Raw genomic sequence first — 26,271 nt, 5'->3', positions numbered from 1 at the left:
CGGGAGTTAGCCCTCGGAGGTGCCGGGCTGCGTGCCTGTGTCGGCACCCGCCACCACTTCGCCATTGCGCCGGCGGGTACGGGTCCTGGTGCGGCGGGCGCGTGAGGGCTGCTCGGCGGCGGCTGCGGGCGGGGCAGCTTCAGCGGCGGGCGCCGCGTCCGGGTTTGACGTACGACGGCGGCGCTCGCCTGGGCGGGCCGCGGCGTCACCGCTGCGGCCACCTTCGCGGCTGCCGCCCTTGCCGCCGTCGGCCTTGCCGCGTCCCCGGCCGTCGCGCTCACGGGAGCGGCCCGAGTCCCGGCCGCCCCGGCTGTTCTTCTTGCCGGTCTCACCCAGGTCTTCAAGTACCTCCGCGTCAACGCCGGCGAGAGTCCGCTTGTCACGGGGCAGGCGGCCCTTGGTGCCCTCGGGGATATCCAGGTCCGTGTACAGGTGGGGCGAGGACGAGTACGTTTCAACGGGCTCGGGTACGTTGAGGCCAAGTGCCTTGTTGATCAGGGCCCATCGGGGAACGTCGTCCCAGTCCACGAACGTGACGGCGGTGCCCTTGTTGCCGGCGCGGCCGGTGCGGCCCACCCGGTGCAGATAGATCTTCTCGTCTTCCACGCACTGGTAGTTGATGACATGGGTGACGTCCTCGACGTCGATGCCGCGGGCGGCCACGTCCGTGGCCACCAGGACATCCACCTTGTTGTTGCGGAAGGCGCGGAGAGCCTGTTCACGGGCACCCTGGCCCAGGTCGCCGTGGATGGCGGCGGCCGCGAACCCGCGGTCCACCAGTTCCTCGGCCACCTTGGCGGCGGTGCGCTTGGTCTTGGTGAAGATGATGGTCCGGCCGCGGCCGCGCGCCTGCAGGATGCGGGCCACCACTTCGGTCTTGTCCATGCTGTGTGCACGGTAGATCAGCTGGCGGATGTCCCGCTTGGTCAGGCCCTCATCCTCGGGGTCCGCAGCGCGGATGTGGGTGGGCTGGGTCATGTAGCGGCGCGCCATCGCGATGACGGGGCCGGGCATGGTGGCGGAGAACAGGAGCGTCTGGCGGACGGCGGGCGTGGCCGCGATGAGCGTTTCCACATCCGGCAGGAAGCCCAGGTCCAGCATTTCGTCGGCTTCGTCCAGGACGACGATCTTGACGTTCTTCAGGCTCAGGTGCTTCTGCTTGTAGAGGTCGATGAGCCGGCCGGGGGTGCCGACAACCACCTCGACGCCCTGCTGCAGCGCCTCCACCTGAGGCTCGTAGGCGCGGCCGCCGTAGATGGTGGCGATCCGTGCGTTGCGTTTGCGCGACGCCGTTTGCAGGTCGTTGGCCACCTGCACGGCCAGTTCGCGGGTGGGAACGATGACCAGGGCCTGCGGGGCGCCCGGGACTGCCAGCTTTGCGTAGCCGGGGTCATCCTGCCCCACGACGCGCTGGAGGGCCGGAATCCCGAAGCCGAGGGTCTTGCCGGTGCCGGTCTTGGCCTGGCCGATGATGTCGTGGCCGGCCAGGGCGACGGGCAGGGTCATGGCCTGGATGGGGAACGGGTGGGTGATCCCGGCGTCGGCCAGGGACTCGACGATGTCTTCGCGGACGTTGTAGTCGGCAAAGGACTTCTCGGCGATCTCGTGCGGCGTTTCGTCCGAGATGATGGTTTCTTCCGGCTCAATGGTTTCCGTGCCGGACGCATCGCTCAGGAGCTGGTGGGTATGCAATTCACTCACAGGGGAGTTTCCTTATTCATTTAGGCAATGGCGCTGCCTGCTCAACGGTCCGGCCAAGGCTGGCCGCTCCGGAGCACGCTCAGGCGCGCAAGCGATTCCAGTGGAAGCCGATCGCGGGCTATCTAATGCTGGCACTGGGGACCAGCGGGCAAATCTCAAGATCGCGTAGGGGCGGGCTTGTTGGTTTCAATGGGAGGAAATCAACGACCGGGCATCCAGTTCTACCCCTCCAGTCTAGCGGCAAGGGTCAGGAAACACGGTTTTAGGCCCTCAAGGGCGCGCGACGGGATTCAGGAGATGAGCTCGAAGTGGATCTGGCGGGTGGTGATGTCCGATGAAACCAGACGTACCCGGACCTTGGTTCCGGATTCCAGCTCCCCGGCGCAGCGGGCCGTCACCGCCGGTTCGGCGATCTGGATGATGCCGAAACTTCCGTTGCCGTTCTTTCCGTTCCCGTTCTTGCCGTTGCCATTGCCGTTGCCGTTCTGCGGCCTGGACCCGGAAATGACAATCGCGTCGAACTCCTGCCCGATGTGGTTTAGGAGCAGGGCCGCCTGAACTGTGTCCAGGGCCAGGCGCTCCATCCGTGACGCCAACTGGTCCGAGCCGGCCATGATGCCGGGCAGCAGCGGAAGGGCCTCCCGTGCCCAGCCTGGAACATCGCCGCCGTTGCACAGGGCCTCGCAGATGACGAGGACGAACCGGTCCACCAGGCGGCGCAGCGGTGCAGTGGTGTGGGCGTAGGCGGCACCGATGGCGGACTGGATGCCGTCTTCGGGCACAGTCCCGTCGAAGGCTGTATAAGAGGCGCCGCGGAAGAGCATGCCGGCAGAGTGCATGATGGCCAGCTGGCGCGGGTCGGTGGGGTCGAGGGACCGCAGGTACTCGCCGTAGCTGACTTCCCCGTCCCACGGCCTGCCCAGGACCTCGGTCTGCAGGCGGAAATGCTTTAACGACCGTTCGTCCGGAGCGGGCATGGTGCGCAGGATGCCTACCTTGCCTTCGAGCATGAGCTGCGCGGCCGCCATTCCCGTCATCAGGGAAATCTGCGCGTTCCAGTCTTCGACCGGAAGCTGCGGAACCGCGTCGATGCGATAACCGCCGTCGGGCATTTGGACGATTTCCTGCTCCGGCATGTTCAGGCTGGCGCCTTCACGGGCCCGCTCCAGTGCCACCCGCTTCAGGCCCACCTCACGGAGCAAATGCAGCACAGGGGAGGCTGTCCCGGCGTCGAGGTCTGCCTGGGCACCCTTGTAGCTCAGCTTGTCGCGGCTGCGGACCCGCGCCCGCCGGACGCCCACCGTCAGCACCGACGCGTCGCCGTCGAGCGTGAAGTCCCAGACGAACGCCGAACATTCCTGGCCGGGCAGCAGGCTGCCTGCCCCTTCGCTGATGACCTCCGGATGCAGCGGGATCCGGCCGTCCGGAGCGTAGAAGGTCTGCCCGCGGCGCCGCGTCTCCGCGTCCAACGGACCTCCCGGAGCCACAAACGCCGGTACGTCCGCGATCGCGTACATCACGCGGTAGCCGTCCCCGTCCACTTCGATAAACACGGCCTGGTCCAGGTCGGTGGAGGACGCCGGATCGATGGTCACGAACTCGACGGCGGTCAGGTCGTAGGAGGGCAGCTTCAGCGCGGCCACGGCAGCCCGGGCGTCCTCCACGGCGTCGGCAGGGTAAGTGCCCGGAAGTTCGAGTTCGGTCCGCAGCAGGCCCAACGCCTCTTCCAGGGCGTTCTTGTGGTCGTGGACGTTGGGGGCCAACCGATGATGTGACACAAAAATCAGCGTAGCTCCAAGTCCACGGATATGGCATCAGGATCCGGCGGCGTCCAACGCGTCGAGGAGGGAAGCAGCAGCAGCGGCAGGATCCGGTGCGTCGGTGATTGCGCGGACCACCACGATCCTGCGAGCGCCGGCTTCCGCCACCTGGTGGACGTTGCCGTGGTCGATGCCGCCGATGGCAAACCAGGGCACCGGATCTGCCGCCTCCCGGGAAGCCTTCGCGGCGTACTTCACCAGCTCGGGGCCCACGGCCGCCCTGCCGGGCTTCGTGGGCGTGGCCCACACCGGACCCACGCAGAAGTAGTCCAGGCCCGAGGGGCCTGCGGTTGCCGCCAGTGCGGCGTCCACCTGTTCGCGCGTGTGGCTGGAGAGCCCGATGGCGGCGTTGCCGTTGACCAACGTGCGCGCAGCGGCCAGCGGAAGGTCCTTCTGGCCGATGTGGAACACCGGTGCGCCGGACAGTACGGCGACGTCGGCGCGGTCATTCACGGCCCACAACCTGCCGTGCCGGACCGCCGTTTCCTTCAGTACGGCCAGGAGATCAAGTTCCTCCGCCGCCTCGATTCCCTTGTCGCGCAGCTGGATGATGTCCACGCCACCGGTGAACGCTGCATCCACGAATTCGGCAAAGTCGCCCCGCTCCCTCCGCGCATCGGTGCAGAGGTACAGGCGCGCTGCCTTCAGGGCATCGTTGTTCCGCACATTGACGACTTCAGCATTGACGGCGCCGGCAGCCGGTGCGTGGGTACCTGCGGGGAAGGATGGGGTGGTCGCATTCATGCCTGCAAGCCTAGTTCCTCTAAACTGGGCAGGTACTGCGGGAGCCCGCGGCAGCTGTCACAAAGCGCCGGGCTGAGAGGGCGTCAGAGCCGACCGCTTGACCTGATCCGGTTAATGCCGGCGTAGGGAAGGAACCCATATGCGTACCGCCATCAAAGACCACACTGCGTCCGGTGCTCCCACCCCTTCCGGTATCCGCGCCGACGTGGCAGTCATCGGCGGGGGAGTGGTGGGGCACGGCATCGCCTGGGAGGTGCAGCGGTCCGGACGCTCCGTGGTCCTCATCGACGATGCGCCCGGTGCCGGTGCCAGCTGGGCCGCCGCAGGCATGCTGGCCCCGGTCAGCGAACTGCACTACCAGGAGGAACAGCTCCTGGAACTCATGCTCGAATCATCATCACGCTGGCCGGCCTTTGCCGCCGGGGTCGCCGCTGCAACGGGCGCGGATTGCGGATATCTGACGACGCCGACGCTCGCCGTAGGTGCCGACGCCGCCGACCGGCGGGCGCTCATGGACCTGCGCGCCGTGCAGCAGGCCAACGGCCTGGACGTAGAGCCCTTGACCGTGCGGGAGGCCCGCCGCCGCGAACCCCTCCTCAGCCCGGCCATCGCCTGCGCCCTTGACACTCCCGCCGACCATCAGGTGGATCCACGGCGCCTGGTGGCAGCCCTGCGGCTGGCCCTCGCGGCAGGCGCGTCCGCGTCACCCGGGCTGGCCGCAGACGGGGCGGTGGACGGGTTTGCCGTGCCGGAGCGCGCCACCGGACTGCTGTGGGAAGGCGGAAACGTGGTTGGCGCGCGCCTTGCCGGCGGAGGCGCGGTCTTCGCCGCGGAAACAGTGGTAGCCAATGGCCTGCAGGCGGGGGCACTGGAGGACCTGCCCGGAGGGCTGCACCTTCCCCTGAGGCCCGTGCACGGGGACATTCTCCGCCTTGCCGTTCCCCGGCACCTCCAGCCACTGGTGACCTCGACCGTACGTGGCATGGTCCACGGCATCGCCGTGTACATCGTTCCGCGGCAGGACGGCACCGTGGTCATCGGCGCAACGCAGCGGGAGGACGCCCTGTCCGACGCCGTCAGCGCCGGCGGCGTCTACCAGCTGCTCCGGGACGCGCAGGCGCTGGTGCCCGCCGTCGCCGAACTCGAACTCCTGGAATGCACTGCCCGCGCCCGGCCGGGAACGCCGGACAACGCACCGCTGCTGGGCAGGGTTCCAGTGAACCCGGGTTCACTGGACGAAGGATCCTGTGCAACAGTGCACGGTCTGATTATCGCCACGGGGTTCTTCCGGCATGGCGTCCTGCTCACCCCCGCGGCAGCGTCCATTTGCACGGAACTGCTGGATGGAAAAGCCGACCCCCGTTGGTCGCCCTTCAGCCCTGACCGGTTCTCCAGTCCACCAATTGCCGATCACAGCACCCACATCAAGGAGACAGCGTGAACATCACCCTCAACGGAAACCCGCACACGGTGGCTGACGGCGCCTCCATCACCACCCTCGTCACCCAGGTCACCGGCCGCCCACTGGCCAGCGACGGCCAGGCGACGGACGGCCGGAAACTGGGCGTCGCCGTCGCGCACAACGCCCAGGTGGTGCCGCGCAGCCAATGGTTCGCCACGGCGCTCGCCGACGGCGACGACATCGAACTCGTCACTGCAGTACAGGGAGGCTGACACCATGACCGAAACCAGCACCATCAACCCTGCCGGAAACGCAGGCCCCGGCGACGCACTGGTGATCGACGGCGTCGCCCTGGGTTCCCGGCTCATCATGGGCACCGGCGGGGCGCCGAGCCTGGACGGCCTGGGCGCTGCGCTTTTGGCCTCCGGTACCGCCCTGACCACCGTGGCCATGCGCCGCTACTCTACGGCTGAGACCGGCTCGCTGTTCCAGCTGCTGGTGGACCACGGCATCCGCGTCCTGCCCAACACCGCCGGCTGCTTCACCGCACGGGACGCCGTACTCACCGCGGAGCTGGCCCGGGAGGCCCTGGAGACCGACTGGGTGAAGCTGGAAGTCATCGCCGACGAGCAGACCCTCCTGCCGGACGCCGTGGAACTCGTGGAGGCCACGGAGCAGTTGGTGAACCGTGGCTTCAAAGTCTTCGCCTATACCAATGACGATCCCGTGCTGGCACTGCGGCTCGAGAATTTGGGTGCCACCGCGGTCATGCCACTGGGCGCGCCCATTGGAACCGGGCTGGGTATCCTGAACCCCCACAACATTGAGCTGATCGTGTCCCGGGCCTCGGTTCCCGTGGTCCTTGACGCAGGCATCGGCACGGCGTCGGATGCCGCGCTGGCCATGGAGCTTGGCTGTGACGCCGTGCTGCTGGCTACGGCCGTGACCCGCGCACAGAACCCGGCGCTCATGGGCGAGGCGTTCAAGCATGCAGTGATCGCCGGCAGGATGGCACGCGCGGCCGGCCGCATCCCGCGACGGGAGCACGCCCTGGCGTCATCGGCAATGGAGGGCCGGGCGGAGTTCCTCTGATCCGATGAACAGACAGCTGTGGCCACCACCCGGAATGGGTGGTGGCCACAGCTGTCTGTGCCGTCGGCAGCCGCTCAGCCGGGGCGGCGTCAGCGCCGCAGGATGGCCGTCAGCCGCTCCGTGTCGTGGCGGGCACGGGTCCGTCCCACGTAAACGACGACGGCAATCGCAGCAGCTGTGCCCAGGACCATGGGAAGGACCCACGGAAGCCAGGTCAGCCCGGGCAGGTAGCCGAAGCCGGCCGCGATAAGGATGATCCAGACCAAAGCCGCAACACCCGCGGCGATGCCTGCCGGCAGGGCCGCGCCGTACTTGGCATGCCGCTTGTCACTGGCCCAGATGATGAATCCGGCGGCAACGGTGGCCAGCACCACGATGGTCAGCGAAAGCATGGATCTCCCTTGCGAACTGGGTGGCCGGTGGAAACTAGAACTGGCCGAAGCCCACGCGACGGACCTCTTCGGCGCCGATTTCCACGTAGGCCAGGGCGTTGCCCGGAACGATGATCAGGCGTCCCTTGTCATCCTTCAGGCGCAGCTCGCCGCCCTCGCTGATGGCCTGGCCCACAACCTTGGCCACGGTGTCGGCATCCTGCGTCGATTCCAGCACGATCTCGCGGCCAACGTTCTGTACGCCGATCTTAATTTCCAAGGGGGCCTCCCAGCCTGTGAAGTTCGTCGATGATGTCTTATTTGTAGTCTAGGACTCTTTGGGGAAGCGAGAGATTCCGCGCCAAGCTAAACGGTAGATGAGGTCGCTGGCGACATCGAGGTCCAGGTTGCCGTCCGTTTCCAGCCAGTAACGGGCGCTGACCTGCGCCATCCCGGCCAGCCCGCGGCCAAGGAGCTCCGCCTCCAGGTGGGGGAGCTTGGTGTCCTCGGCGATGACCCGGGCAATGGCGTCGGCGAAGGTCCTGTTGAAGGTCTCCAGCCGCGAGCTGACGTCGGGGTCATTGATCAGGTCCGATTCGAACACCAGCCGGTGCGCCTGGTCGTCGCTGGCAATGAAGTGGAAGTAGGCACGCATCACGGCCTGGACACGTTCGTCGTTGTCCGTGGTGGAGTTCAGGGCTCCCAGCATCAGTTCGGTCAGGGATGCCAGATGGCTTTCCAGCAGCGCGAGGTAAAGATCGCGCTTGGACGGAAAATGCTGGTACAGCACCGGCTTGCTGACGTGCGCGGTTTCCGCGATCTCATCCATGGCAGCACCGTGGTAGCCGTTGGCCACGAATACCTCCTGGGCCGCAACGAGGAGCTGCGCCCGGCGTTCATCCCGGGGCATCCGGGCGGACCGCTGGCCTGGGGGACGGGAGGGAGCCTGCGGTTCGGCCGCGGGCGGGCGGTCAGCCCGTGCTTCAGGGACCACAGTTGTCCTTCTTTCCATTGCAGTTACCTTCACTTTACTGCGGGGTAATATGACCCGGCGGTATCCCGGGGCATACATTGAAGTATGGCTTCGTCTTTCACCGCAAATGTGTCCACCGTTTCCTTGGATCCACTGGTGGAACCGGCTGCCGGCCTCAGCCCGGCCGAGGTGGAAAGGTACTCGCGGCACGTCATCATTCCCGAGATCGGTGCCCTGGGGCAGCGGCGGCTCAAGAACGCCAGGGTGCTGGTGATCGGCGCCGGCGGCCTGGGCGCACCGGCCCTGCTGTACCTGGCCGCGGCCGGTGTGGGCACGATCGGAATCATCGACGATGACGTGGTGGACCTGAGCAACCTGCAGCGCCAGGTGATCCACGGGGTCAGCGACGTGGGCCGGCCCAAGACGGAGTCAGCGCGCGACGCCATCGCGGAGCTGAATCCGCTCGTGGACGTGCGGCTGCACAACGTCCGTTTGGACTCCGCGAACGCCCTGGAGCTGTTCAGCGGGTACGACCTCATCCTGGACGGCGCCGACAACTTCGCCACGCGGTACCTGGTCAACGACGCCGCAGCCATCCTGGGCAAACCCTACGTGTGGGGTTCCATCTTCCGTTTCGATGGCCAGGTCAGCGTGTTCTGGGAAAAGCACGGACCCACCTACCGCGACCTCTACCCCGAGGCTCCGCCGGCCGGCTCAGTGCCCTCGTGTGGCGAGGGCGGCGTGTTCGGCATGCTGTGCGCCGCCGTGGGATCGCTGATGGTGACGGAGGCAGTGAAGCTGATTACCGGCGTCGGGCGTTCCCTGCTGGGGCGGGTTGCCCTCTTCGATGCCCTCGGCGGCAGCTGGCGCGAGATCCGGGTATCCAAGGACCCTGCAGCCCAGCCCATCACCGAACTCACGGATTACGAGGCGTTCTGCGGGATCGCCCCTGCATCCCAGGCGGACACCGAACACACTGTCACCGCCACGCAGCTCGCCACCATGCTGGCCTCCCGGAAAGCCGGGCTCAAGGACTTTGAGCTGGTGGACGTCCGCGAGGCGGGGGAGTACGACATTGTCCGCATCGACGGGGCCAAGCTGATTCCACAGGGACGGATCCTGGCCGGCGAAGCGTGGGATGAGCTGCCGCGGGACCGTGACATCGTGTTCCACTGCAAGGCCGGAACACGGTCCGCCAACGTCCTAGCGGCGGCGCGGGAAGCCGGGTACCAGCGCGTCAGCCATCTCGACGGCGGGATCCTGGCCTGGGTGCGGGACGTGGAACCCGGAAAGCCCGTCTACTGACCCGGACGCCCCATCACCTTTCGCGCTGATCCAAAAAACGCCCCATCACTTTCCTCAAGGAAGTGATGGGGCGTTCCCCGGTTAGGGGTAAATGATGATGGGGCGTTGGGCGGGGAACCTCAGGCGGTTTCGCGGCCGTTGTGGTCCACCGGGCACTCGGCCTCAACCACTGCAGGCGGGGCCGGTGCAGCCGGCTGCTCCACCGTGATGCCGTACAGGGCCTCCAGGGCCGCAACGTAGTCGTCCTGCTGACCATTTGCGGCGAGTTCGCGGGCGCGGACGGTGGGGACGTGCAGCAACTGCTTGACCATACGGCGGAGGGCGAACTCCACCTCTTCGGCTGCGGCGGTGCAGCCGTGGCGGGCGCGGACCTTTTCCATCTCCGCGTCCAGGACGTTCATGGTGTGGCGCCGCAGGGCAACGATGGCTGAATCGACGGAGCGGGCTTCCCGTTCCTGCTCGAATGCCTTGGCAGCGCCCTTGACGATGCCGCTTGCCTGCGCCAGCGATTCCGCCTGTTCCTGCGGGGCGGCCAGGCGGACGGACTCCAGGGTCAGCAGTTCCACGCCCTCCAGCTCGCCGACGGCGGGGTCGAAGTCATGCGTAAGGGCCAGGTCGATGGCAATCAGGGGTTGCGGTGAACCGGCGCGGACCTGGGCCAGCTCGTCGGCCTCAACCCGCGTATCCGACCCGCTGCAGCCGATCATGACGTCGGCGGCGGCAACGGCAGGCCGCAACGAATCAGCATTGAGGGCAACGCCTCCACGCGAGGCCACGAATCCTTCGGCCCGGCCGGAAGAAGAGTAGACGGAGATGTCCGTGCAGCCGCGTTCCCGCAGCAGGGCCATGGTGGCACCGGCGTAGGCGCCGGTGCCGAAGAGGACAACCTTCTTGGCCGACCAGTCGGGGTTTTCGGAAAGATCAGTGGCCAGGTCCAATGCCACGGACACGATGGAAAGCCCCCGGGAACCGAGGGCCGTCTGCGCACCCACATCCTTGGCGGTCTTCGACGCCGCCTGGAACAGCCGGACAAGTCCCGCGCTGGCAGTGCCGTCATGCTGGGCGGTGATCAGTGCCCGCCGTACCTGGCCGGCGATTTCGCGTTCGCCGACGACGGCGGAGTCAAGTCCCGCGCTGACGGCAAACAGGTGCTGGGTCACCTCTTTCCCGGTGCGCGTGCTGAAGGAACGCGAGACGAGGGATTCGGCCAGCCCGCTGGCCTCGCTGATCCGGGAGACCAGGGCAGCGCGGGCGGCTTCGACGTCGTCCGGATGGGGGGCCTCGCCGTAGATCTCGTAGCGGTTGCAGGTGGCGAGCACCACCGCTCCGGCCACGGCGGGGGATTCGGTGAGCGCGGATGCGGCAATCCCGGAAGAACCGTTGCTCAGCTGAGCAACGGTTTCAAGATCGATGTCGGCGTGTGTAGCCACCAATGAGAAAAGAACCACAGCAGACCAATCATAGCTTTTTCGTTGCCCGGTAGAACAATCTTCGGACAGGATTGTCGCCACAGCCCGAAGTGATTCGCGCCACCTTGCCGAAGCGGGGCCGTCAGTCGACAGGTTGTCGTTATCTTTTGCAGCTCTTTTTCGGCACAATCAAAAGCATGACTCCTAGCCCTGCCGTCTCCGCTGCCGGCACCCTTGCCGCAGACCATCCACTGATGGACGGCCGTACCGCAGACTCACCGCTGATCACGGCCTACCGAGGGGGCAAACCGTCCCGCCGTCCTGTCTGGTTCATGCGGCAGGCGGGACGGTCATTGCCGGAGTACCTGAAGGTGCGCGAGGGCATCGCCATGCTTGACTCCTGCCTCCGGCCGGAGCTGGCCTCCGAGATCACCCTGCAGCCCGTGCGCCGGCATGACGTGGATGCCGGAATCTTCTTTTCGGACATTGTCATTCCCCTGAAGCTTGCCGGGGTTGGCGTTGACATCGTCCCGGGTGTAGGGCCCGTGCTGGACAAGCCCGTACGCACGGCGGCCGATGTCGCAGCCCTGCCGCAGCTCACGTGGGAAGCCCTTGAGCCCATCCGTGAAGCGGTCCGGCTGACGGTGGCGGAACTGGGAAAGACCCCACTCATCGGGTTCGCCGGTGCACCGTTCACCCTGGCCGCCTACATGGTGGAGGGCAAGCCGTCCCGTGACCACCTGGGTCCCCGGACCATGATGCACGCGGACCCGGGAACCTGGACGGCTCTGGCCAACTGGGCGGCCGACGCCTCCGGCATGTTCCTCCAGGCCCAGTTGGAGGCCGGCGCCTCCGCCGCGCAGCTCTTCGACTCCTGGGCCGGCTCGCTGGGGCTTGCCGACTACACCAAATACGTTGCACCGGCGTCGGCCCGCGCCCTGGACCATGTCCGGCAGCTTGGTGCCCCGCTCATCCACTTCGGCACCGGCACGTCCGAGCTGCTCGTGGCCATGCGCGACGTAGGCGTCGACGTGGTGGGTGTCGACTACAGGCTGCCCCTGGACGAGGCGAACCGCCGGCTGGGCGGAACCGTGCCGCTGCAGGGGAACATCGACCCTGCGCTCCTGGCAGCCCCATGGGACATCCTCGAAGCGCACGTCCGTGACGTCATTGCCGCCGGTTCCGCCGCGCCCGGCCACGTCCTGAACCTGGGACACGGCGTACCGCCCGAAACGGACCCGGACGTCCTGACCCGGGTGGTGGAGCTCATCCACTCCATCGCGCCGGAGTAAGCCATGGGCAGCTCGCCGGCGAAGCCCGGCAGGGCGCTGGTGGTGGGCGGCGGGATCTCCGGACTGCTGTCCGCCCGGGAACTCGCCGCGGCCGGTTATGAGGTGACCGTCCTCGAAGCGGGGACGGCGTGGGGCGGGTGCGTGGGCAGCCATACCGTCGCCGGACTCACCCTGGACAGCGGCGCCGAGTCCTTCGCCACCAGGTCCGACGCCGTAGCCCGGCTCTGCGCCGAACTCGGGCTCGGCGGGAAGATTGTCCCCCCACGCCCCGGAGGTGCCTGGGTGCAGCTTCCGGACGGACCCCGCGAGCTGCCCCGCACCGGGGTACTGGGCATCCCCGCCAACCCCTGGGACCCCGAGGTCCGCAGAACGCTGGGTATCCTGGGCTCACTCCGCGCCTCCCTGGACCGGTTGCTGCCGGCCTCTGTGGGTGCCGGAGCGGGCGTCACCAGCGTCTCCGCCCTGGTTCGGGCCCGGATGGGTTCGCGCGTGCTGGAACGGCTGGTTTCACCCGTGGTGGGCGGGGTCCACTCCGCTGATCCCGGACTGCTCGACGTCGACATGGTGGCCCCCGGGCTCCGTGCCGGGCTCCGCAGGCATGGTTCCCTCGCTGCCGCGGTTTCGGCGCAGCGGCGCGGCGCAGGAACGCCCGGCAAAGCCCCGGGGAGCCACCCGGCCAAGGCGGGCTCCGCCGTCGCCGGCCTGGACGGCGGAATGCACACCCTGGTGGACGCCCTGGTGGCGGATCTCCGGGGCCGGGGAGTGACCCTCTTGCTGGGCGCCGCCGCCACAACAATTTCGCGCTCCCCGGCCGACTGGCTCGTCCAGGCCGCGGGTACAACCTTCCACGGCGCCCTGCTGGTCGTCGCCGTGGAGGGACCTGCCGCCGTCGGACTGCTGGAACAGGCGGTCCCCGCGGTCGCCGGAAAGAAACCGGCGGCGGGGCCCGACGTCAAGCTGGTCACGCTGGTGCTGGACAAACCGGAGCTGGACCGGCGCCCCCGCGGAACGGGAATCCTGGTGGCTCCCCAGACACCGGGCATCGAAGCAAAGGCGCTCACGCACGCCACGGGCAAATGGGACTGGCTGGCAGCCGCTGCCGGTCCGGGTCACCACGTGGTCCGTCTTTCCTATGGCCGCGTGGACGGTGCTTCGGCGCAGCCCGCCGGCCCCGGGACCGATGATGAGCTGTTCGCGGCCGCCCTCCGCGATGCCTCCGCCCTGTTGGACGTCCGGATCTCCGGGGAGGACGTGCGGGGCTGGGACGTGGTCCGGTGGCGCGGAGCCCTGCCGTTCGCCGCCGTGGGGCACCGGGCGCGGGCAGCGGAAATCCGCCAGGCATGCACTGCTGCCGGCGGACTGGCCGTGGTGGGCGGCTGGGTGGCGGGGAACGGCCTGGCCGCTGTGGTGGCCGACACACGTGAGCAAATCGGCCGGCTGACCGCCGCCTGAGCATCGCTGCTGGTCAGCGGGGTTCAGCAGGTGCACGGCCGCATGCGGCACCGTCCGGGCCGGGCTTTCCGGTTTCCAATCGGACAATTGTTCTGGTTAGGGTCGATGACTATGGTTCAACACAGGTCCGAGCTTTCAATGTCCCGGACCGGTATCCATGGGGGAATCCGGCGCGGTACCGCAGCAGCGGCCGTCGGAGCGGTACTGGTTCTTTCCACCGGCGTCCAGGCGTCCCTGGCAGACGACGCAGTCCCCCCTCCGCAGGACCCCGCAGCCCCAGCCGCCAGTGCTGCGGCTTTCGGGCTGTCCATCGCTGCCCGGCAAACTGCTGCCGTTACGCCGGGGCCGGACGTGACTGGCGGATCCTCCGCGCAGGGGAGTGAAGGGCAGAACCCGGCAGGACCCGGTGCCGGCGCCCCGGCAGCCCGGACGCCGCGCACGCCGTCCGCAATCCCTACAGTGCCTGGCGCCCTGCTTCCGGTGATCACCGTTTCCCCGTCCGGGGACTGGACCTCGGCGCCTACGGCTCCGGCAACCTCGGGGACGCCCATGGCGCCGGGCCCGCAAACCACATCCGCGGCAGCACCAACGGGTTCGCCGCCGGTGGCCCGGCCGGGGGCGTCCACACCAGCTGGTTCCGGTGCGGCCTCTGCGCCTGGTGCTGCATCCGCGGCAGGAGCAGCTCCGGCCGCAGGCGTCACGGGCCAGTTGCCGGCGATTGCCGCGCCGGCGGAGGGAACCGCGCCCGCGGCCGGCCAGGGAGGCGCTGCCCCGGTATCCGGCGAACAGTCCGCGGTGCCTGGTGCCGGTGCTGGGGTAAATTTCCTGCCCGGTACCCTTGCGGCCGGCGCCGATGGACCCGGTGCGCAAGGGGCCACGGCTTCTCCGCTGCCCACAGCTTTGTCCATCAATGCACGGAACTCCCAGCCGACGCGGCTGCCGCAGGCGGCAGGCGAGCAGGCAGGCCCGGGACGCCCGGTGTCCTTCGTCGGGCCGCTGCGGGACATGCCTGGTGCCATGGTGTGGCTGGGGGCCGGGCTGGTTGGCGTGGGTGCCGCTGCGGGGCTGGTGTTCCTTCGCATGCGCCGCCCCTGATACCCGGTCCATCGTGGCGTGCCGCACGGCAAAACGTGACTTTGATCACTTCTACGAGTTGTAGAACTCTTCGGTTTCGCCTTGGGGGCAGGGAAGGGGCAAACTGGTAACCATGAGCCACACTTCTGCCGAATCTGTCACTAAAACCGAAGAATCAGCCGAGCAGTTCTTTACCCTTTGGACGGTATTCAAGCGGTCGGAGCCTGTGGTCCGCAGTGCTGACGCCGCCGCCGATTTCGAGGTGCTGCTGGATCGCCTCGCCGCCGCCGGCGTCACGCACCGCGGCAGCTACGACGTCTCAGCCATGCGCGCCGATGCCGACGTGATGGTGTGGCTCCACGGCCCCAAGCCGGAAGCGCTGCAGCAGGCCATCCGCGACATCCGCCGCAGCACCCTCTTCGCCGGCACCGAGATCGTCTGGTCCGCCATGGGCGTCCACCGCGAGGCGGAGTTCGCCAAGAACCACACGCCCGCCTACTCCCGTGGCGTCGCTCCGGCCGAGTGGCTCTGTGTCTACCCGTTCGTGCGCTCCTACGAGTGGTACCTCCTCCCGGAAGCCGAGCGCGGCAAGATGCTCCGCGACCACGGGCTGCTGGGACGCGACTTCCCCCAGGTCATCTCCAACACCGTTTCCTCGTTCGCCCTGGGCGACTGGGAGTGGATCCTGGGCCTCGAAGCGCCCGAACTCGTGGACCTGGTGGACCTTATGCGCCACCTGCGCTCCACGGAGGCGCGCAACCACGTCCGCGAGGAAGTTCCGTTCTACACCGGACGCCGTATCTCCGCCGACGAGGTTGCCGAGGTCCTCGCGTGAGCCCGGAACAGCAGGCCGCCACGGCCGTCAATCCGGTCACCGAGGCCGGCCGCATGGCCCCCAAGAATTACGACGCCGTCCTGCTCGCCTCCTTCGGCGGACCGGAAGGCCAGGAGGACGTCATCCCGTTCCTCCGGAACGTCACCCGCGGCCGGGGCATCCCGGACGAGCGGCTCGAGGAGGTCTCGCACCACTACCGTGCCAACGGCGGCGTCAGCCCCATCAACCAGCAGAACCGCGAACTCAAGGCAGCACTGGAAGCAGAACTGGCTGCCCGCGGCATCGAGCTGCCCGTGCTGTGGGGCAACCGCAACTGGGCACCGTACATCCCGGAGACACTGCAGGAAGCATACGACGCCGGGCACCGCCGGGTGCTGATGCTCACCACGAGTGCCTACTCCTGCTACTCCAGCTGCCGCCAGTACCGCGAGGATATCGGCATGGCGCTGACGGAGACCGGTCTGGACGGCAGGCTGGAAGTGGACAAGGTCCGCCAGTACTTCGATCACCCCGGCTTCGTCGAACCGTTCGTGGAAGGCACTGCCGCCGGCCTGGCCGAGGTCCGCGCCAAGCTCGCCGAAGCGGGTACGCCTGACGCCCCCGTCCACGTCCTGTTCGCCACCCACTCCATTCCCACCCGCGACGCCGAGGCCGCAGGCCGGTCCGAAGGTGAGCCGCGCCAGTTCCAGGAAGGCTCCGCCTACGTGGCCCAGCACCTGGCCAACGGCACGGCCGTGATGGCGCGGGTCAAGGACGAATCCGGGCTCGACGCGCCATGGTCCCTCGTGTACCAGTCCCGTTCGGGTGCCCCGCATGTGCCGTGGCTGGAACCCGACATCAACGACGCCATTGAGGAACTGGCCGTCAAGGGCGTCAAGGGCGTCGTCATCGTCCCCCTGGGCTTTGTGAGCGACCACATGGAAGTTGTCTGGGACCTGGACACCGAGGCGATGGAAACCTGCGCCAATCTGGGACTGGTTGCCACCCGCGTGCCCACTCCCGGGACACACCGCAAGTTCGTCGATGGACTCGTGGACCTGATCTGCGAGCGGACCGTGGCCAACAACATCAGCGACCGCCCGGCACTGACCGATCTTGGTCCCTGGTACGACGTCTGCAGGCCGGGGTGCTGCGCCAACTTCCGCGGCGAGAAGCCGACCATTTCCGGCGCGGACACCACTGTTGGCACCGGGCACGACCCGTACCCCTCAGACGCTGCCGGTGAAACGGCGCAGCTGTGACCGTCCGGATCGGAACCCGCGCCAGCAAACTGGCTCTCACCCAGACCCGGCAGACCGCGGACCAGCTCGCCGCCGTCGGAGGCTTCCCCGTGGAGCTGGTGCACGTCCGCACGGACGGGGACGTCCTCACCGGGCCCCTGTCCCAGATGGGCGGCACCGGCGTTTTTGTCGCCGCCCTGCGTGACGCGCTCCTGCGCAACGAGTGCGATGTGGCCGTCCACTCGCTCAAGGACCTGCCAACGGGGGCGGCGGTGGGGCTCAGCCTTGCCGCCACGCCGCGGCGGGTGGACGTCCGGGATGTCCTGTGTGCCCGTGATGGCTTGAAGCTGGCCGACCTGCCGGCAGGAGCCCGCGTTGGCACCGGTTCGCCGCGGCGTGCAGCCCAGCTGAGGGCGGCCCGCGCGGACCTGGACATCGTGGACATCCGCGGCAACGTGGACACCCGGCTGGGCCGGGTTCCCGGCCTGCCCGGCAATGCCACCGACCAGGTGGTGGCCGGAAAGTCCTGCGACCTCGATGCGGTGGTCCTTGCGGCTGCTGGCCTGGAGCGCATCGGCCGGCTGGATGCCGTCACCGAGTACCTGGAAACCGACGTGATGCTGCCGGCAGCCGGCCAGGGTTCCCTTGCCATCGAGTGCCGGACGGCCGACGCTCCGCCGAAACAGGGGTCAACAGAAGGCTCCCGGGAGGTGCTGGCCCAGGCGCTGGCGGCCCTGGACGACCCCGACACCCGCCTCGCCGTCACTGCCGAGCGCGCCCTGCTGGCCCGGCTCGAGGCGGGCTGCGCAGCTCCTGTGGGGGCCTACGCCTACCGCAAGGGCAGCATGCTGCACCTGGAAGCGGTGGTCTGCGCCGTTGACGGTACCGACACCGTGCGTGACAAGCGCGCCACAGACGGGTTGACGGAAGTGGGCGCCACCTTGCTGGGCATTGAACTGGCCGAGGCCCTCCTTGCCGCCGGAGCCGCCGACATCGCAGACCTGCAGGCGTCCTGACCTGGCGATGACGGAGCCTTCCAACGGGTCCCGAGCCCAGGCACCGCTTGGCGGGGCCCGGGTCCTGGTCACCCGCAGCCCTGAACGGTCCGCTGCCCTGGTTGCGGCGCTGGAAGAGGCCGGCGCGACGCCAGTGCTGCTGCCGCTCATCGACTTCGAACGGGCCCCGGACCAGCACGCGCTGGACGTCGCCTGCGACGCCCTGGCCGCAGGTGCCTTCGACTGGCTGGTCGTCAGCAGTGCCACTACGGTCCACGTCCTCATGGAAAAGGCGGCGGAACGCGGGCTTGGCCTGGACCAGCTGGTCCCCTCCGGGACGCGGATCGCCGCCGTCGGTCCCGCAACACGCAGATTGCTCGAGGCCGGGGGACTGGCTGTCGCCCTCACCCCGCCCGGAGAGCAGTCGGCTGCCGGCCTGCTTGACGTCTGGCCAGGGACAGGCAGGATCCTCCTGCCGCAGGCGGACATCGCCGCACCCGCCCTGGCTGAAGGACTGGCAGCGGCGGACAGCGACGTTACCGTGGTGACTGCCTACCGCACTGTCGACTATCCCGCGGCAGCGGAGCGCCGTCTTGCCGTCCAGCCGGATGCGGACGACGCCGGTGCGCAGCCGCCGTCGTACCCACTCCTGACCCCGGATGCTGCCGCCGCGGACATCGCAGCAGGCCGCATGGCCGCGGTGATTGCCGCGTCGCCAAGCGCCGTGCGTCGGATTTCAGCGCTTGGGCCGCTGGCCGGCTGCCGGCTGGTGGTGATTGGCCGTTCGACGGCGGACCAGGCAGTTGCCCTGGGCCTGGATGTGGCAGCCGTGGCCGCTGAGCCGACCCCCGACGGGCTGGTGGCCGCCGTTGCGAAGGCGCTTAGCCCGCCCTGACGAAACCGCAGTGCCTCCCGTTCACCAACAGACTCAAAAGACAAACGCGAAGGACCGGTACCATGACTTTCCCCAACCAACGCCCCCGCCGCCTGCGTACCACCCCCGCCATGCGCCGGCTGACCGCCGAAACCCGCCTCGCACCGTCGGAACTCATTCTTCCTGCCTTCATCCGCGAGGGACTGACGGAGCCGAACCCCATCACGTCCATGCCCGGCGTCGTCCAGCACACCACCGACACCCTCAAGCGGGCCGCTGCGGAGGCTGTTGAGCTGGGCCTCGGCGGCATCATGCTCTTCGGCATTCCCGAAACGCGCGATGCCGAAGGGACCGCCGCCCTCGATCCGGAGGGTGTGCTGAACAAAGCCATCCGGGACGTCCGGGCCGAGGTGGGCGATGACCTGGTGGTCATGAGCGACGTGTGCCTGGACGAATTCACCGACCACGGCCACTGCGGAGTGCTCGACGCCGAGGGCTACGTGGACAACGACCGCACCGTGGAGATCTACGCACGGATGGCCGTGGCGCAGGCCGAAGCAGGGGCCCACATGCTGGGCCCCTCGGGCATGATGGACGGCCAGATCGCCGCTATCCGCTCGGCGCTGGACGGCGCCGGCCACGTGAACACCTCGCTAATCGCCTATGCGGCGAAGTATGCCTCCGCGTTCTACGGCCCCTTCCGGGAAGCGGTTGACTCCCAGCTCAAGGGCGACCGCCGGACCTACCAGATGGACGCCGGCAACCGCACCGAAGCCCTGCGCGAGGTGGAACTGGACCTCGCCGAAGGCGCCGACATCATCATGGTCAAGCCGGCCATGAGCTACCTGGACATCGTTGCGGACGTGGCCGCGATGAGCCCCGTGCCCGTGTCCGCCTACCAGATCTCCGGTGAGTACGCCATGATCGAGGCCGCGGCCGCCAACGGCTGGATCGACCGCCGTGCCGCCATCACCGAATCAGTGCTGGGAATCCGCCGCGCCGGAGCCCACACAGTCCTCACCTACTGGGCTGCCGAGCTGGCCGGCTGGCTCAAGGAATCCCATTGACAGACGGACCGGCCGCCGGACCCGCCACACCGGTGGGGGAGGACCGCATCCTCCTCGGCCTGAACACGTTCGGGGACGTCGGCGTAAATTCCGACGGCAGCCCGCAACCGCACGCCCAGGTCCTGCGCCAACTGCTGGAGCAGGCGGAACTTGCCGACGCCGTCGGACTCCATGCCTTTGGCGTGGGGGAGCACCACCGCAAGGACTACGCCGTGTCCGCGCCGGAAGTCTTCCTGGCGGCAGCCGCGGCACGGACTACCCGAATCCGCCTTGGTTCTGCAGTGACCGTGCTGAGCTCGGACGATCCCATCCGGGTGTTCCAGCGCTTCGCAACCGTCGATGCCATCTCCAACGGCCGTGCCGAAGTGATGCTGGGACGGGGATCCTTCGTGGAGTCCTTCCCGCTGTTCGGCCTGGACCTGGCGGACTACGAGATGCTGTTCGAGGAAAAGCTTGAGTTGTTCAGCAAGGTCCGCGCCCAAAAACCGGTCCACTGGGAGGGCCGTACGCGGCCGGCCCTGCACGGCTTGAGCGTCTACCCGCCGCTGGAACACCACCTGCTGCCCACATGGATCGGCGTAGGTGGAACACCGGAGTCCGTGCTCCGCTGCGCCCACTACGGCTTTCCGATCATCTTCGCCATCATCGGCGGGCAGCCCAGAGGGTTCCGGCCGCTGGCTGACCTGTACCGGGAGGCCATGTCCAAGTACGGGCACCCAATGCAGCAGATAGCCACCCACTCGCCGGGCCATGTGGCGGACACCGACGAGCAGGCCCGGGAAGAACTGTTCCCGCACTGGCTGCAGCTGCGCAACAAGCTCGGGGCCGAGCGCGGGTGGGGTCCGGCCGGGCGGGGCGAGTTCGACGCCCTGTGCTCCGCGGAAGGCGCCCTCTACGTGGGATCGCCGGAAACGGTGGCCCGGAAGATCGTCCGGCTGAAGCGCAACCTGGGCGTTGACCGCTTCGACCTCAAATACAGCAATGGTCCGCTGCCACACGCGGCCATGATGCGCTCCATTGAACTGATGGGCACGGCGGTGGCACCCCGGGTCGCCGAGCTGCTCGCAGGTTGACCGTGCCCCTGGCTCAACTGTGCTGCCGGGCCCCCATGCTGCCCGGCTCACCTGCTAACTGAGAGAATAGGAACCATGACTTCCAGCAACGCCCGCAACGAGGCACTCTTCGACCGCGCCCGCCAGCTGATGCCGGGCGGCGTCAACTCCCCGGTCCGTGCGTTTGGCTCGGTCGGCGGCACGCCGCGCTTCATGGTCTCGGCCAAGGGAGCGTACCTGACTGACGCCGACGGCAAGGAATACGTGGACCTGGTCTGCTCGTGGGGACCGGCACTGCTGGGCCACGCCCACCCGGCCGTCCTCGACGCCGTTCACGCTGCGGTGGACCGCGGCCTCTCCTTCGGCGCCTCAACCCCGGATGAGGCCAACCTGGCCGCCATCGTGCAGGAGCGCGTGCCCGCCGTCGAGCGCCTCCGCATGGTGTCCACCGGAACCGAAGCCACCATGACGGCGGTCCGTTTGGCCCGCGGCTTCACCGGCCGGAACCTCATCATCAAATTCGCCGGCTGCTACCACGGCCACCTGGACGGCCTCCTGGCAGCGGCAGGCTCGGGCGTGGCAACCCTTGCCTTGCCCGGTTCCGCCGGGGTCACCGAAGCCACCGCCGCCGAAACCCTGGTGCTCCCGTACAACGACCTCACGGCCGTCAAGGAAGCTTTCGCCGCTCACGGGCAGGACATCGCCGCCGTGATCACGGAGGCCGCACCGGCCAACATGGGGGTAGTCACCCCGGCTGAAGGGTTCAACGCCGGGCTGTCGCGGATCACCCGCGAGCACGGCGCACTCCTCATCGTCGATGAGGTCCTCACCGGTTTCCGCACCGGCTACTCCGGTTACTGGGGCCTCACCGGCGGTGCGCCGGATGCCGAGGACCCGTGGACGCCTGACCTGCTCACTTTCGGAAAGGTCATCGGCGGCGGCATGCCGACGGCGGCGCTCGGCGGCCGTGCAGACGTCATGGACTACCTGGCACCCACCGGCCCCGTGTACCAGGCCGGCACCCTGTCCGGAAACCCGGTGGCCATGGCGGCGGGTGTTGCCACCCTCACCCACGCCACCCGGGACGTCTACTCATTCATTGACGTCCGGTCGCTGGAACTGTCCTCCGCCGTCTCCAACGCCCTGGATGCAGCAGGTGTTGACCACTCCATCCAGTTCGCGGGGAACCTCTTCTCTGTGGCGTTCGGTACCTCTGCCAACGGCGTCCACAATTACGCCGACGCGCAGGCGCAGGAGGCGTTCCGCTACGCCCCGTTCTTCCACTCGATGCTCGAGTCCGGGGTCTACCTGCCGCCGTCCGTTTTCGAGGCCTGGTTCCTCTCCGCCGCTCACGACGACGACGCGATGAACCGGATCTACGACGCGCTGCCGGCTGCCGCCAAGGCCGCCGCTGCCGCCCAGGGGTAGCTGCGGGGGACGGCGCGTCCCTTTCACTCCCATAGACAAAGAAATCCCCGCCTTCACACTGCAGGCGGGGATTTCTTTTCGTGCTTCAGGTACTACAGGACGTCGGAGAGGAAACCTTTGAGGCGGTCCGTCCGGGGGTCGGTAAAGAGTTGCTCGGGCGGCCCCGACTCCACCACCACACCGGCATCCATGAAAGTCACGGCGTCCGAGACGTTGCGGGAGAAGCCCATTTCGTGGGTTACCACCACCATGGTCATGCCGCCTTTGGCGAGGTCCGTCATCAATGCCAGGACGCCCTTGACCAGTTCCGGGTCCAGGGCGGAGGTGGCCTCGTCGAAGAACATGACCTCAGGCTTCATGGCAAGCGCGCGGGCAATGGCCACGCGCTGCTGCTGGCCACCGGAAAGATTGGCCGGACGGGAATCAGCCTTGTGCTTCAGGCCCACCAGGTCCAGCTGTTCCAGCGCCTCGCTGCGCGCCTCCTCCTTGGAGAGCTTGCGCAGTTTCCGCAGGGCCAGTGAGACGTTTTCCTCCACGGTCTTGTGCGGGAAGAGGTTGAACTGCTGGAACACCATGCCGATCCGGCGCCGGAGCTCATCCGGGTTGTCCTTCAACACCGAGCGGCCATCGAGCAGGATGTCGCCCTGGTCAGGTTCGATCAGCCGGTTCATGACCCGCAGCAGCGTGGACTTCCCGGACCCTGACGGGCCAATGACTGACGCCGTGGTGCCTTGGGGCACGTGCAGGTCGATGCCCCGCAGGACGTGGTTGCTGCCAAAGGAAAGGTGGATGTTCTTGGCGCTCAGTGTTCCTGACGCAAATTCGCTCATGCCTGGGCTCCCTTTCCAACGACAGCCGCGGCGTCGTCCGGTTCTTTCTTTTCGGGCCGGCCCGTACGCAGCCGGGCGTCGATGTAGTTGACCAGGTGAGTGAGCGGGATAGTCATGGCCAGGTAGAAAATGGCAGCTGCCACGTACGGGGACAGGTTACCGCTGCGAGCCGCGGCGTCCTGGCCGATTTGGAACAGTTCCCGTTCCGTGGCCAGCAGGCCCAGGGTGAATACCAAAGAGGAATCCTTGATCAGCGCAATGAACTGGTTCATGAGGGCAGGAAGCACCCGGCGAATACCCTGGGGAACCACTACGAGGCGCATGGACGGGCCGTAGCCGAATCCCAGGGCACGTGACGCCTCAAGCTGCCCTTTGTCTACGCTCTGAATTCCGGAACGGAAAATTTCACCCGTGTACGCGGCGGCCATGAGCGCCAGAGCCGCAACGCCCATGGGGTAGGGGCTGTTGCTGCCTGTCATCTCGCGGAAGATCGGACCGAATCCAAGGCCGATGACCAGAATGGTGAGGACCGCCGGGAGTCCACGAAATACATCTGTGTACACCCGGGCGGCCCACCGAGCCACAGGATTTCGCGAAATACCCATGAGAGCCAGGATCAGGCCGGCGAAGGCCCCGATAAGTCCGGAAGTGATCGCAAGGACCAGGGTATTGGGCAGGCCCACCGCAAACATGCTTGGCAGAACCTCAGCGATCTTGTTCCAGTCAAGGAAGGTCTCTCCGAGTCGTGTCAGGAAATCCATATGGCTTCGCTATCTTTTCTGGGTAGCCGGTGTCTAGTTCGCTGGGACCTTGACGGCCTTGCTGCCCGGCTTCCAACCCTCCGGGGTCTGCTCGGCAGCCGTCGGGCGGTCCGTGTACCACTGGGCCGTCAGCTTGGACCAGGTGCCGTCGGCAACCACGGCATCAAGGGCAGAATTCAGCGCTTCGAGCAGGGCAGGGTTGTCCTTGGCGACGGCGTAGGCGGTGAAATTCTGCGTGTTGAGCTTCTTCTCGGCGATTTTCGTGCCGTCGCCGGGCTTGACCTGGCCGGTTGCCTGCTGGGAAGGAGCCACCCAGGCGTCGACCTGCCCGCTCTTCAGGCTGGCGAAGACGGTGTTGTAGTCGGGGAAGGAAACAGGCTCAATGTTCAGGGTGTTCTTGACGTAGTCTTCCTGGACGCTGCCGCTGACGACGCCAATGCGCAGGCCACTCTTCAGTCCGGCGAACGTCTGTACCTTGGCATCTTCTTTGGTTACCAGAGCCATGTAGCCAAAGTCGTAGCCATTGGTGAAGGCAACCGTTTCACGGCGGGCGTCAGTTGTGGAAATCGAGGAGGACCCGACATCGAACTGCTTGTTCTTGACCTGGCTGAGGAGCGCCTGGAACTTGGTGGAGGCGAACTCGACCTTGAGCCCGAGCTTGTCGGCCATCGCGCGCAGAAGCTCATTGTCGTAGCCCGTGAACTTGCCGGAGGAATCAACGAAGATGTTGGGCGGGGCGTCGGAGAGGGTGCCCACGCGCAGGGTGCCCTCGGTGATGAGGCCGAGCTTGGTCTTGTCGATCTTGTCGATCGGGGTGACGTTCGCGGTGGTGTACTTGTCCAGCGTCTGCTGGTCACTGCCCTTCAGGGCGTCCGTGGGGGAGCCGCTGGGCTGGGAGGAAGCGCCGCCGCAGGCTGCGAGGGAAACCGCGAGGGCAAGTGCAACGGGAGCGGTAGTGAGCCACTTCATCGCTTTGATTTTCATCAGGTTGTCACTTTCATATGAGTCATAAGTCGACCGGGCCGCAAGGCAGCGCTAAGGCGCCTGGCACCTGCCCGGCGCTGCTTGGGGTGTCCGGGGCAGGGGTGACCGCAAAACTTTATTGTCTCACTAGGGTGACAACGCCCGACCGGCTGAAGAAAGGGGGCCGGTTAGGCCGTAACGCCGAACTCTGTTCGCTCTCCGGGCTCCGGCGTGCTGGATCACACTTGCGACTACCCGGTTACGGCGAAGGATTCTCCGGTACCCGGCGACGGTTTTGTTAAGCAGCATGACTGTGACATGCCTCCCACTTAGTGGCCGTCCGCCGCGGATTAGAAGCCGCCGGCGGTGGCATCCTGGGGCGGCAGCACGGGCCAGTCTCCCTCAATCACGGCGGCCGGTTTGGTCTTCCTGAGGTACCCCTGAAAGTCTGCCGCCTGGCTAACTGCCCAGTCCACCTGCAGCTGGTGGAGCTCCCGGGCCGGCATCACCAGCTTGGGGAACTTTCCGGCCATCGCATCAAGGACCCGAAGGGTAGCCAGGGCGTCCGCAGCGGAGGTGTGGGCGTTGTCCAGGACCACGCCGTATTCCTCGCACAAGGCGGTGAGCGTGCGTTTGCCCTTGCGGTACCGGTCCACCTGCTTGTTCATGATGTAGGGGTCCAGGACCGGGAAGCGCGTGAGCTGGGGAATTCCATAGCGGGCCGATTCAGCGGCAAGCACGGTGAAGTCGTAGCTCGCGTTGAAGGCGATCACCGGGGTGCCTGAGTCGAAGAGCTCCTGCAGCACCGCGGCGACCTCGCGGGTGACTTCGTGCGCAGGCCGGCCGTCCCGCCTGGCCTGTTCGGTGGTCACTCCATGGACGTCGCTGGCCTCGATGGGAATTTCCACGCCCGGATCGGCCAGCCACTCGTGCTCCTTGATGACCTCACCCCCCTGGTCCACGACAGTGATCGACGCGGTGACAATTCTTGCCGCCCGCGAGTTGCGGCCGGTGGTTTCCAGGTCGAAGGCTGCGCGTGGGAGGGTGTTCCAGGAACTCATGCTTCAACGCTAAGGGGAGCCACCGACAATTCCGGGGAACGCCACTGCGGCTACATTGGATCAATGCGGAACGAGTACGTCCAGGCGGTCCTGGCAGTCGTCAGGCTGGTGCCGGCCGGGACCGCAGTCTCCTACGGGGACGTCGCAGAGCTTTTGGGGTCAGGCGGTCCGCGCCAGGTCGGCTCGGTCATGAGCCATCACGGGGGCGGGTCCGCATGGTGGCGCATCCTGAAGGCCAGCGGACATGCGCCCGAGGGCCACGAAGCAGAAGCCCTCCTCCGCTACCTTGAAGAAGGTACCCCGCTCGCCGGTTCCTACGGGTCGTATTTGAGGACGGGGGAGGGCCGGTGGCGGGTTGACCTGTCCTTGGCGCGCTGGGCACCGACTGACCGGGATTTTGACATTATCGATGCCGTTGCCGAGGACCTGGAGCGGCGGCTCCACCGATTGTCGGTGCCTGATGATGGAATGATTTTGTGACCGTAACAGTTCCTTTGACCGGCCCCTGGGACCCGCAGCGGCATGAGCCGCGGATTGGCCAGGGCCCGGC

The 26,271-nt window shown here is 67.4% G+C and carries 26 protein-coding genes and 1 riboswitch; of the genes, 15 read left to right on the top strand and 11 right to left on the bottom strand.

Going from position 1 to position 26,271, the window contains the following annotated elements:
* Positions 1-6: 6 nt before the first annotated feature.
* The 3 genes from AB0313_RS07395 to thiE form a co-directional block, all read right to left on the bottom strand.
* Positions 7-1,701 (bottom strand): DEAD/DEAH box helicase, encoded by a 1,695-nt coding sequence (locus AB0313_RS07395; protein ID WP_366304566.1) that lies wholly within the window; start codon positions 1,699-1,701, stop codon positions 7-9.
* Positions 1,702-1,991: 290 nt separating this feature from the next.
* Entirely contained in the window at positions 1,992-3,479 is a 1,488-nt protein-coding gene (locus AB0313_RS07390; protein ID WP_366304564.1) for an RNB domain-containing ribonuclease, read from the bottom strand.
* 36 nt (positions 3,480-3,515) lie between these two features.
* Positions 3,516-4,265 (bottom strand): thiamine phosphate synthase, encoded by a 750-nt coding sequence (gene thiE, locus AB0313_RS07385; protein ID WP_366304562.1) that lies wholly within the window; start codon positions 4,263-4,265, stop codon positions 3,516-3,518.
* Positions 4,266-4,292: 27 nt separating this feature from the next.
* Positions 4,293-4,412, top strand: a riboswitch (TPP riboswitch).
* Here thiE and thiO point away from each other — a divergent pair.
* The 3 genes from thiO to AB0313_RS07370 all read left to right on the top strand — a co-directional run bounded on the left by thiO (position 4,405) and on the right by AB0313_RS07370 (position 6,759).
* The gene (thiO, locus tag AB0313_RS07380; RefSeq protein ID WP_366304560.1) at positions 4,405-5,706 is read left to right on the top strand and encodes a glycine oxidase ThiO; all 1,302 of its coding nucleotides are present in this window, start codon (positions 4,405-4,407) and stop codon (positions 5,704-5,706) included. (Overlaps the previous riboswitch by 8 nt.)
* Positions 5,703-5,939, top strand: a complete 237-nt coding sequence (thiS, locus tag AB0313_RS07375; RefSeq protein WP_141942380.1) for a sulfur carrier protein ThiS — start codon at positions 5,703-5,705, stop codon at positions 5,937-5,939. The genes thiO and thiS overlap by 4 nt, the downstream gene beginning before the upstream one ends.
* 4 nt (positions 5,940-5,943) lie before the next feature.
* Positions 5,944-6,759 carry a thiazole synthase gene (locus AB0313_RS07370; protein ID WP_141942376.1) on the top strand — a complete coding sequence of 272 codons (816 nt, stop codon included), beginning with the start codon at positions 5,944-5,946 and terminating at the stop codon, positions 6,757-6,759.
* A gap of 89 nt (positions 6,760-6,848) precedes the next feature.
* Here AB0313_RS07370 and AB0313_RS07365 read toward each other — a convergent pair whose 3' ends face one another.
* Genes AB0313_RS07365 through AB0313_RS07355 form a run of 3 tightly spaced genes read right to left on the bottom strand, consistent with a single transcriptional unit; the run spans position 6,849 to position 8,124 of the window.
* Positions 6,849-7,151 (bottom strand): hypothetical protein, encoded by a 303-nt coding sequence (locus AB0313_RS07365; RefSeq protein ID WP_366304557.1) that lies wholly within the window; start codon positions 7,149-7,151, stop codon positions 6,849-6,851.
* 34 nt (positions 7,152-7,185) lie between these two features.
* The gene (locus tag AB0313_RS07360; RefSeq protein ID WP_141942369.1) at positions 7,186-7,410 is read right to left on the bottom strand and encodes a DUF3107 domain-containing protein; all 225 of its coding nucleotides are present in this window, start codon (positions 7,408-7,410) and stop codon (positions 7,186-7,188) included.
* Positions 7,411-7,458: 48 nt separating this feature from the next.
* The gene (locus tag AB0313_RS07355) at positions 7,459-8,124 is read right to left on the bottom strand and encodes a TetR/AcrR family transcriptional regulator (protein ID WP_141942366.1); all 666 of its coding nucleotides are present in this window, start codon (positions 8,122-8,124) and stop codon (positions 7,459-7,461) included.
* An 84-nt stretch (positions 8,125-8,208) separates the two neighbouring features.
* Here AB0313_RS07355 and moeB point away from each other — a divergent pair, with 84 nt between their 5' ends.
* Entirely contained in the window at positions 8,209-9,408 is a 1,200-nt protein-coding gene (gene moeB, locus AB0313_RS07350) for a molybdopterin-synthase adenylyltransferase MoeB (RefSeq protein WP_366304554.1), read from the top strand.
* Between the two features lie 119 nt (positions 9,409-9,527).
* Here moeB and AB0313_RS07345 read toward each other — a convergent pair whose 3' ends face one another.
* Positions 9,528-10,856, bottom strand: coding sequence for a glutamyl-tRNA reductase (locus tag AB0313_RS07345; protein ID WP_307306679.1), 1,329 nt, complete (start codon positions 10,854-10,856; stop codon positions 9,528-9,530).
* Between the two features lie 158 nt (positions 10,857-11,014).
* On the opposite strand from AB0313_RS07345, the gene hemE reads away from it, so the two are divergent.
* From hemE to hemL, 10 genes are all read left to right on the top strand, one after another.
* Positions 11,015-12,109: a uroporphyrinogen decarboxylase gene (hemE, locus tag AB0313_RS07340; protein WP_366304551.1), complete on the top strand. Its 1,095-nt coding sequence runs from the start codon at positions 11,015-11,017 to the stop codon at positions 12,107-12,109.
* A 3-nt stretch (positions 12,110-12,112) separates the two neighbouring features.
* Positions 12,113-13,561, top strand: coding sequence for a protoporphyrinogen oxidase (gene hemG, locus AB0313_RS07335; RefSeq protein WP_141942354.1), 1,449 nt, complete (start codon positions 12,113-12,115; stop codon positions 13,559-13,561).
* 111 nt (positions 13,562-13,672) lie between these two features.
* Entirely contained in the window at positions 13,673-14,656 is a 984-nt protein-coding gene (locus AB0313_RS07330) for a hypothetical protein (protein WP_366304548.1), read from the top strand.
* A gap of 112 nt (positions 14,657-14,768) precedes the next feature.
* A complete protein-coding gene (gene hemQ / locus AB0313_RS07325; RefSeq protein ID WP_366304546.1) occupies positions 14,769-15,470 on the top strand; it encodes a hydrogen peroxide-dependent heme synthase in 702 nt (233 codons plus the stop codon).
* 53 nt (positions 15,471-15,523) lie between these two features.
* Positions 15,524-16,711: a ferrochelatase gene (locus AB0313_RS07320; protein ID WP_366304613.1), complete on the top strand. Its 1,188-nt coding sequence runs from the start codon at positions 15,524-15,526 to the stop codon at positions 16,709-16,711.
* A complete protein-coding gene (gene hemC / locus AB0313_RS07315; RefSeq protein ID WP_141942348.1) occupies positions 16,708-17,706 on the top strand; it encodes a hydroxymethylbilane synthase in 999 nt (332 codons plus the stop codon). The genes AB0313_RS07320 and hemC overlap by 4 nt, the downstream gene beginning before the upstream one ends.
* A 7-nt stretch (positions 17,707-17,713) precedes the next feature.
* Positions 17,714-18,580 (top strand): uroporphyrinogen-III synthase, encoded by an 867-nt coding sequence (locus AB0313_RS07310; RefSeq protein ID WP_141942346.1) that lies wholly within the window; start codon positions 17,714-17,716, stop codon positions 18,578-18,580.
* Positions 18,581-18,642: 62 nt separating this feature from the next.
* The gene (hemB, locus tag AB0313_RS07305; RefSeq protein ID WP_307306694.1) at positions 18,643-19,626 is read left to right on the top strand and encodes a porphobilinogen synthase; all 984 of its coding nucleotides are present in this window, start codon (positions 18,643-18,645) and stop codon (positions 19,624-19,626) included.
* Positions 19,623-20,699, top strand: a complete 1,077-nt coding sequence (locus tag AB0313_RS07300) for an LLM class flavin-dependent oxidoreductase (protein WP_141942343.1) — start codon at positions 19,623-19,625, stop codon at positions 20,697-20,699. Before hemB ends, AB0313_RS07300 begins: the two co-directional genes overlap by 4 nt.
* A gap of 75 nt (positions 20,700-20,774) precedes the next feature.
* On the top strand, positions 20,775-22,106 hold the full coding sequence (hemL, locus tag AB0313_RS07295) for a glutamate-1-semialdehyde 2,1-aminomutase (RefSeq protein ID WP_141942341.1): 1,332 nt from the start codon (positions 20,775-20,777) through the stop codon (positions 22,104-22,106).
* A gap of 92 nt (positions 22,107-22,198) precedes the next feature.
* On the opposite strand, the gene AB0313_RS07290 is transcribed toward hemL, so the two are convergent.
* The 4 genes from AB0313_RS07290 to AB0313_RS07275 all read right to left on the bottom strand — a co-directional run bounded on the left by AB0313_RS07290 (position 22,199) and on the right by AB0313_RS07275 (position 25,721).
* Complete coding sequence (locus AB0313_RS07290; RefSeq protein ID WP_141942339.1) at positions 22,199-22,936, bottom strand: amino acid ABC transporter ATP-binding protein; 738 nt, start codon at positions 22,934-22,936, stop codon at positions 22,199-22,201.
* The gene (locus AB0313_RS07285) at positions 22,933-23,697 is read right to left on the bottom strand and encodes an amino acid ABC transporter permease (protein ID WP_141942337.1); all 765 of its coding nucleotides are present in this window, start codon (positions 23,695-23,697) and stop codon (positions 22,933-22,935) included. The genes AB0313_RS07290 and AB0313_RS07285 overlap by 4 nt, the downstream gene beginning before the upstream one ends.
* A 33-nt stretch (positions 23,698-23,730) precedes the next feature.
* Positions 23,731-24,681, bottom strand: coding sequence for an ABC transporter substrate-binding protein (locus AB0313_RS07280; RefSeq protein WP_141942335.1), 951 nt, complete (start codon positions 24,679-24,681; stop codon positions 23,731-23,733).
* Between the two features lie 329 nt (positions 24,682-25,010).
* Positions 25,011-25,721 carry a 3'-5' exonuclease gene (locus tag AB0313_RS07275; protein ID WP_141942333.1) on the bottom strand — a complete coding sequence of 237 codons (711 nt, stop codon included), beginning with the start codon at positions 25,719-25,721 and terminating at the stop codon, positions 25,011-25,013.
* A 63-nt stretch (positions 25,722-25,784) separates the two neighbouring features.
* On the opposite strand from AB0313_RS07275, the gene AB0313_RS07270 reads away from it, so the two are divergent.
* A complete protein-coding gene (locus AB0313_RS07270; RefSeq protein WP_366304541.1) occupies positions 25,785-26,201 on the top strand; it encodes an MGMT family protein in 417 nt (138 codons plus the stop codon).
* Positions 26,202-26,271: the final 70 nt, after the last annotated feature.

This window comes from Pseudarthrobacter sp. NPDC080039 (assembly GCF_040702335.1).
Lineage (GTDB): Bacteria > Actinomycetota > Actinomycetes > Actinomycetales > Micrococcaceae > Arthrobacter > Arthrobacter enclensis_A.
Note: the sequence above shows the minus strand (reverse complement) of the source record. Positions and strands in the feature narration are given on the sequence as shown.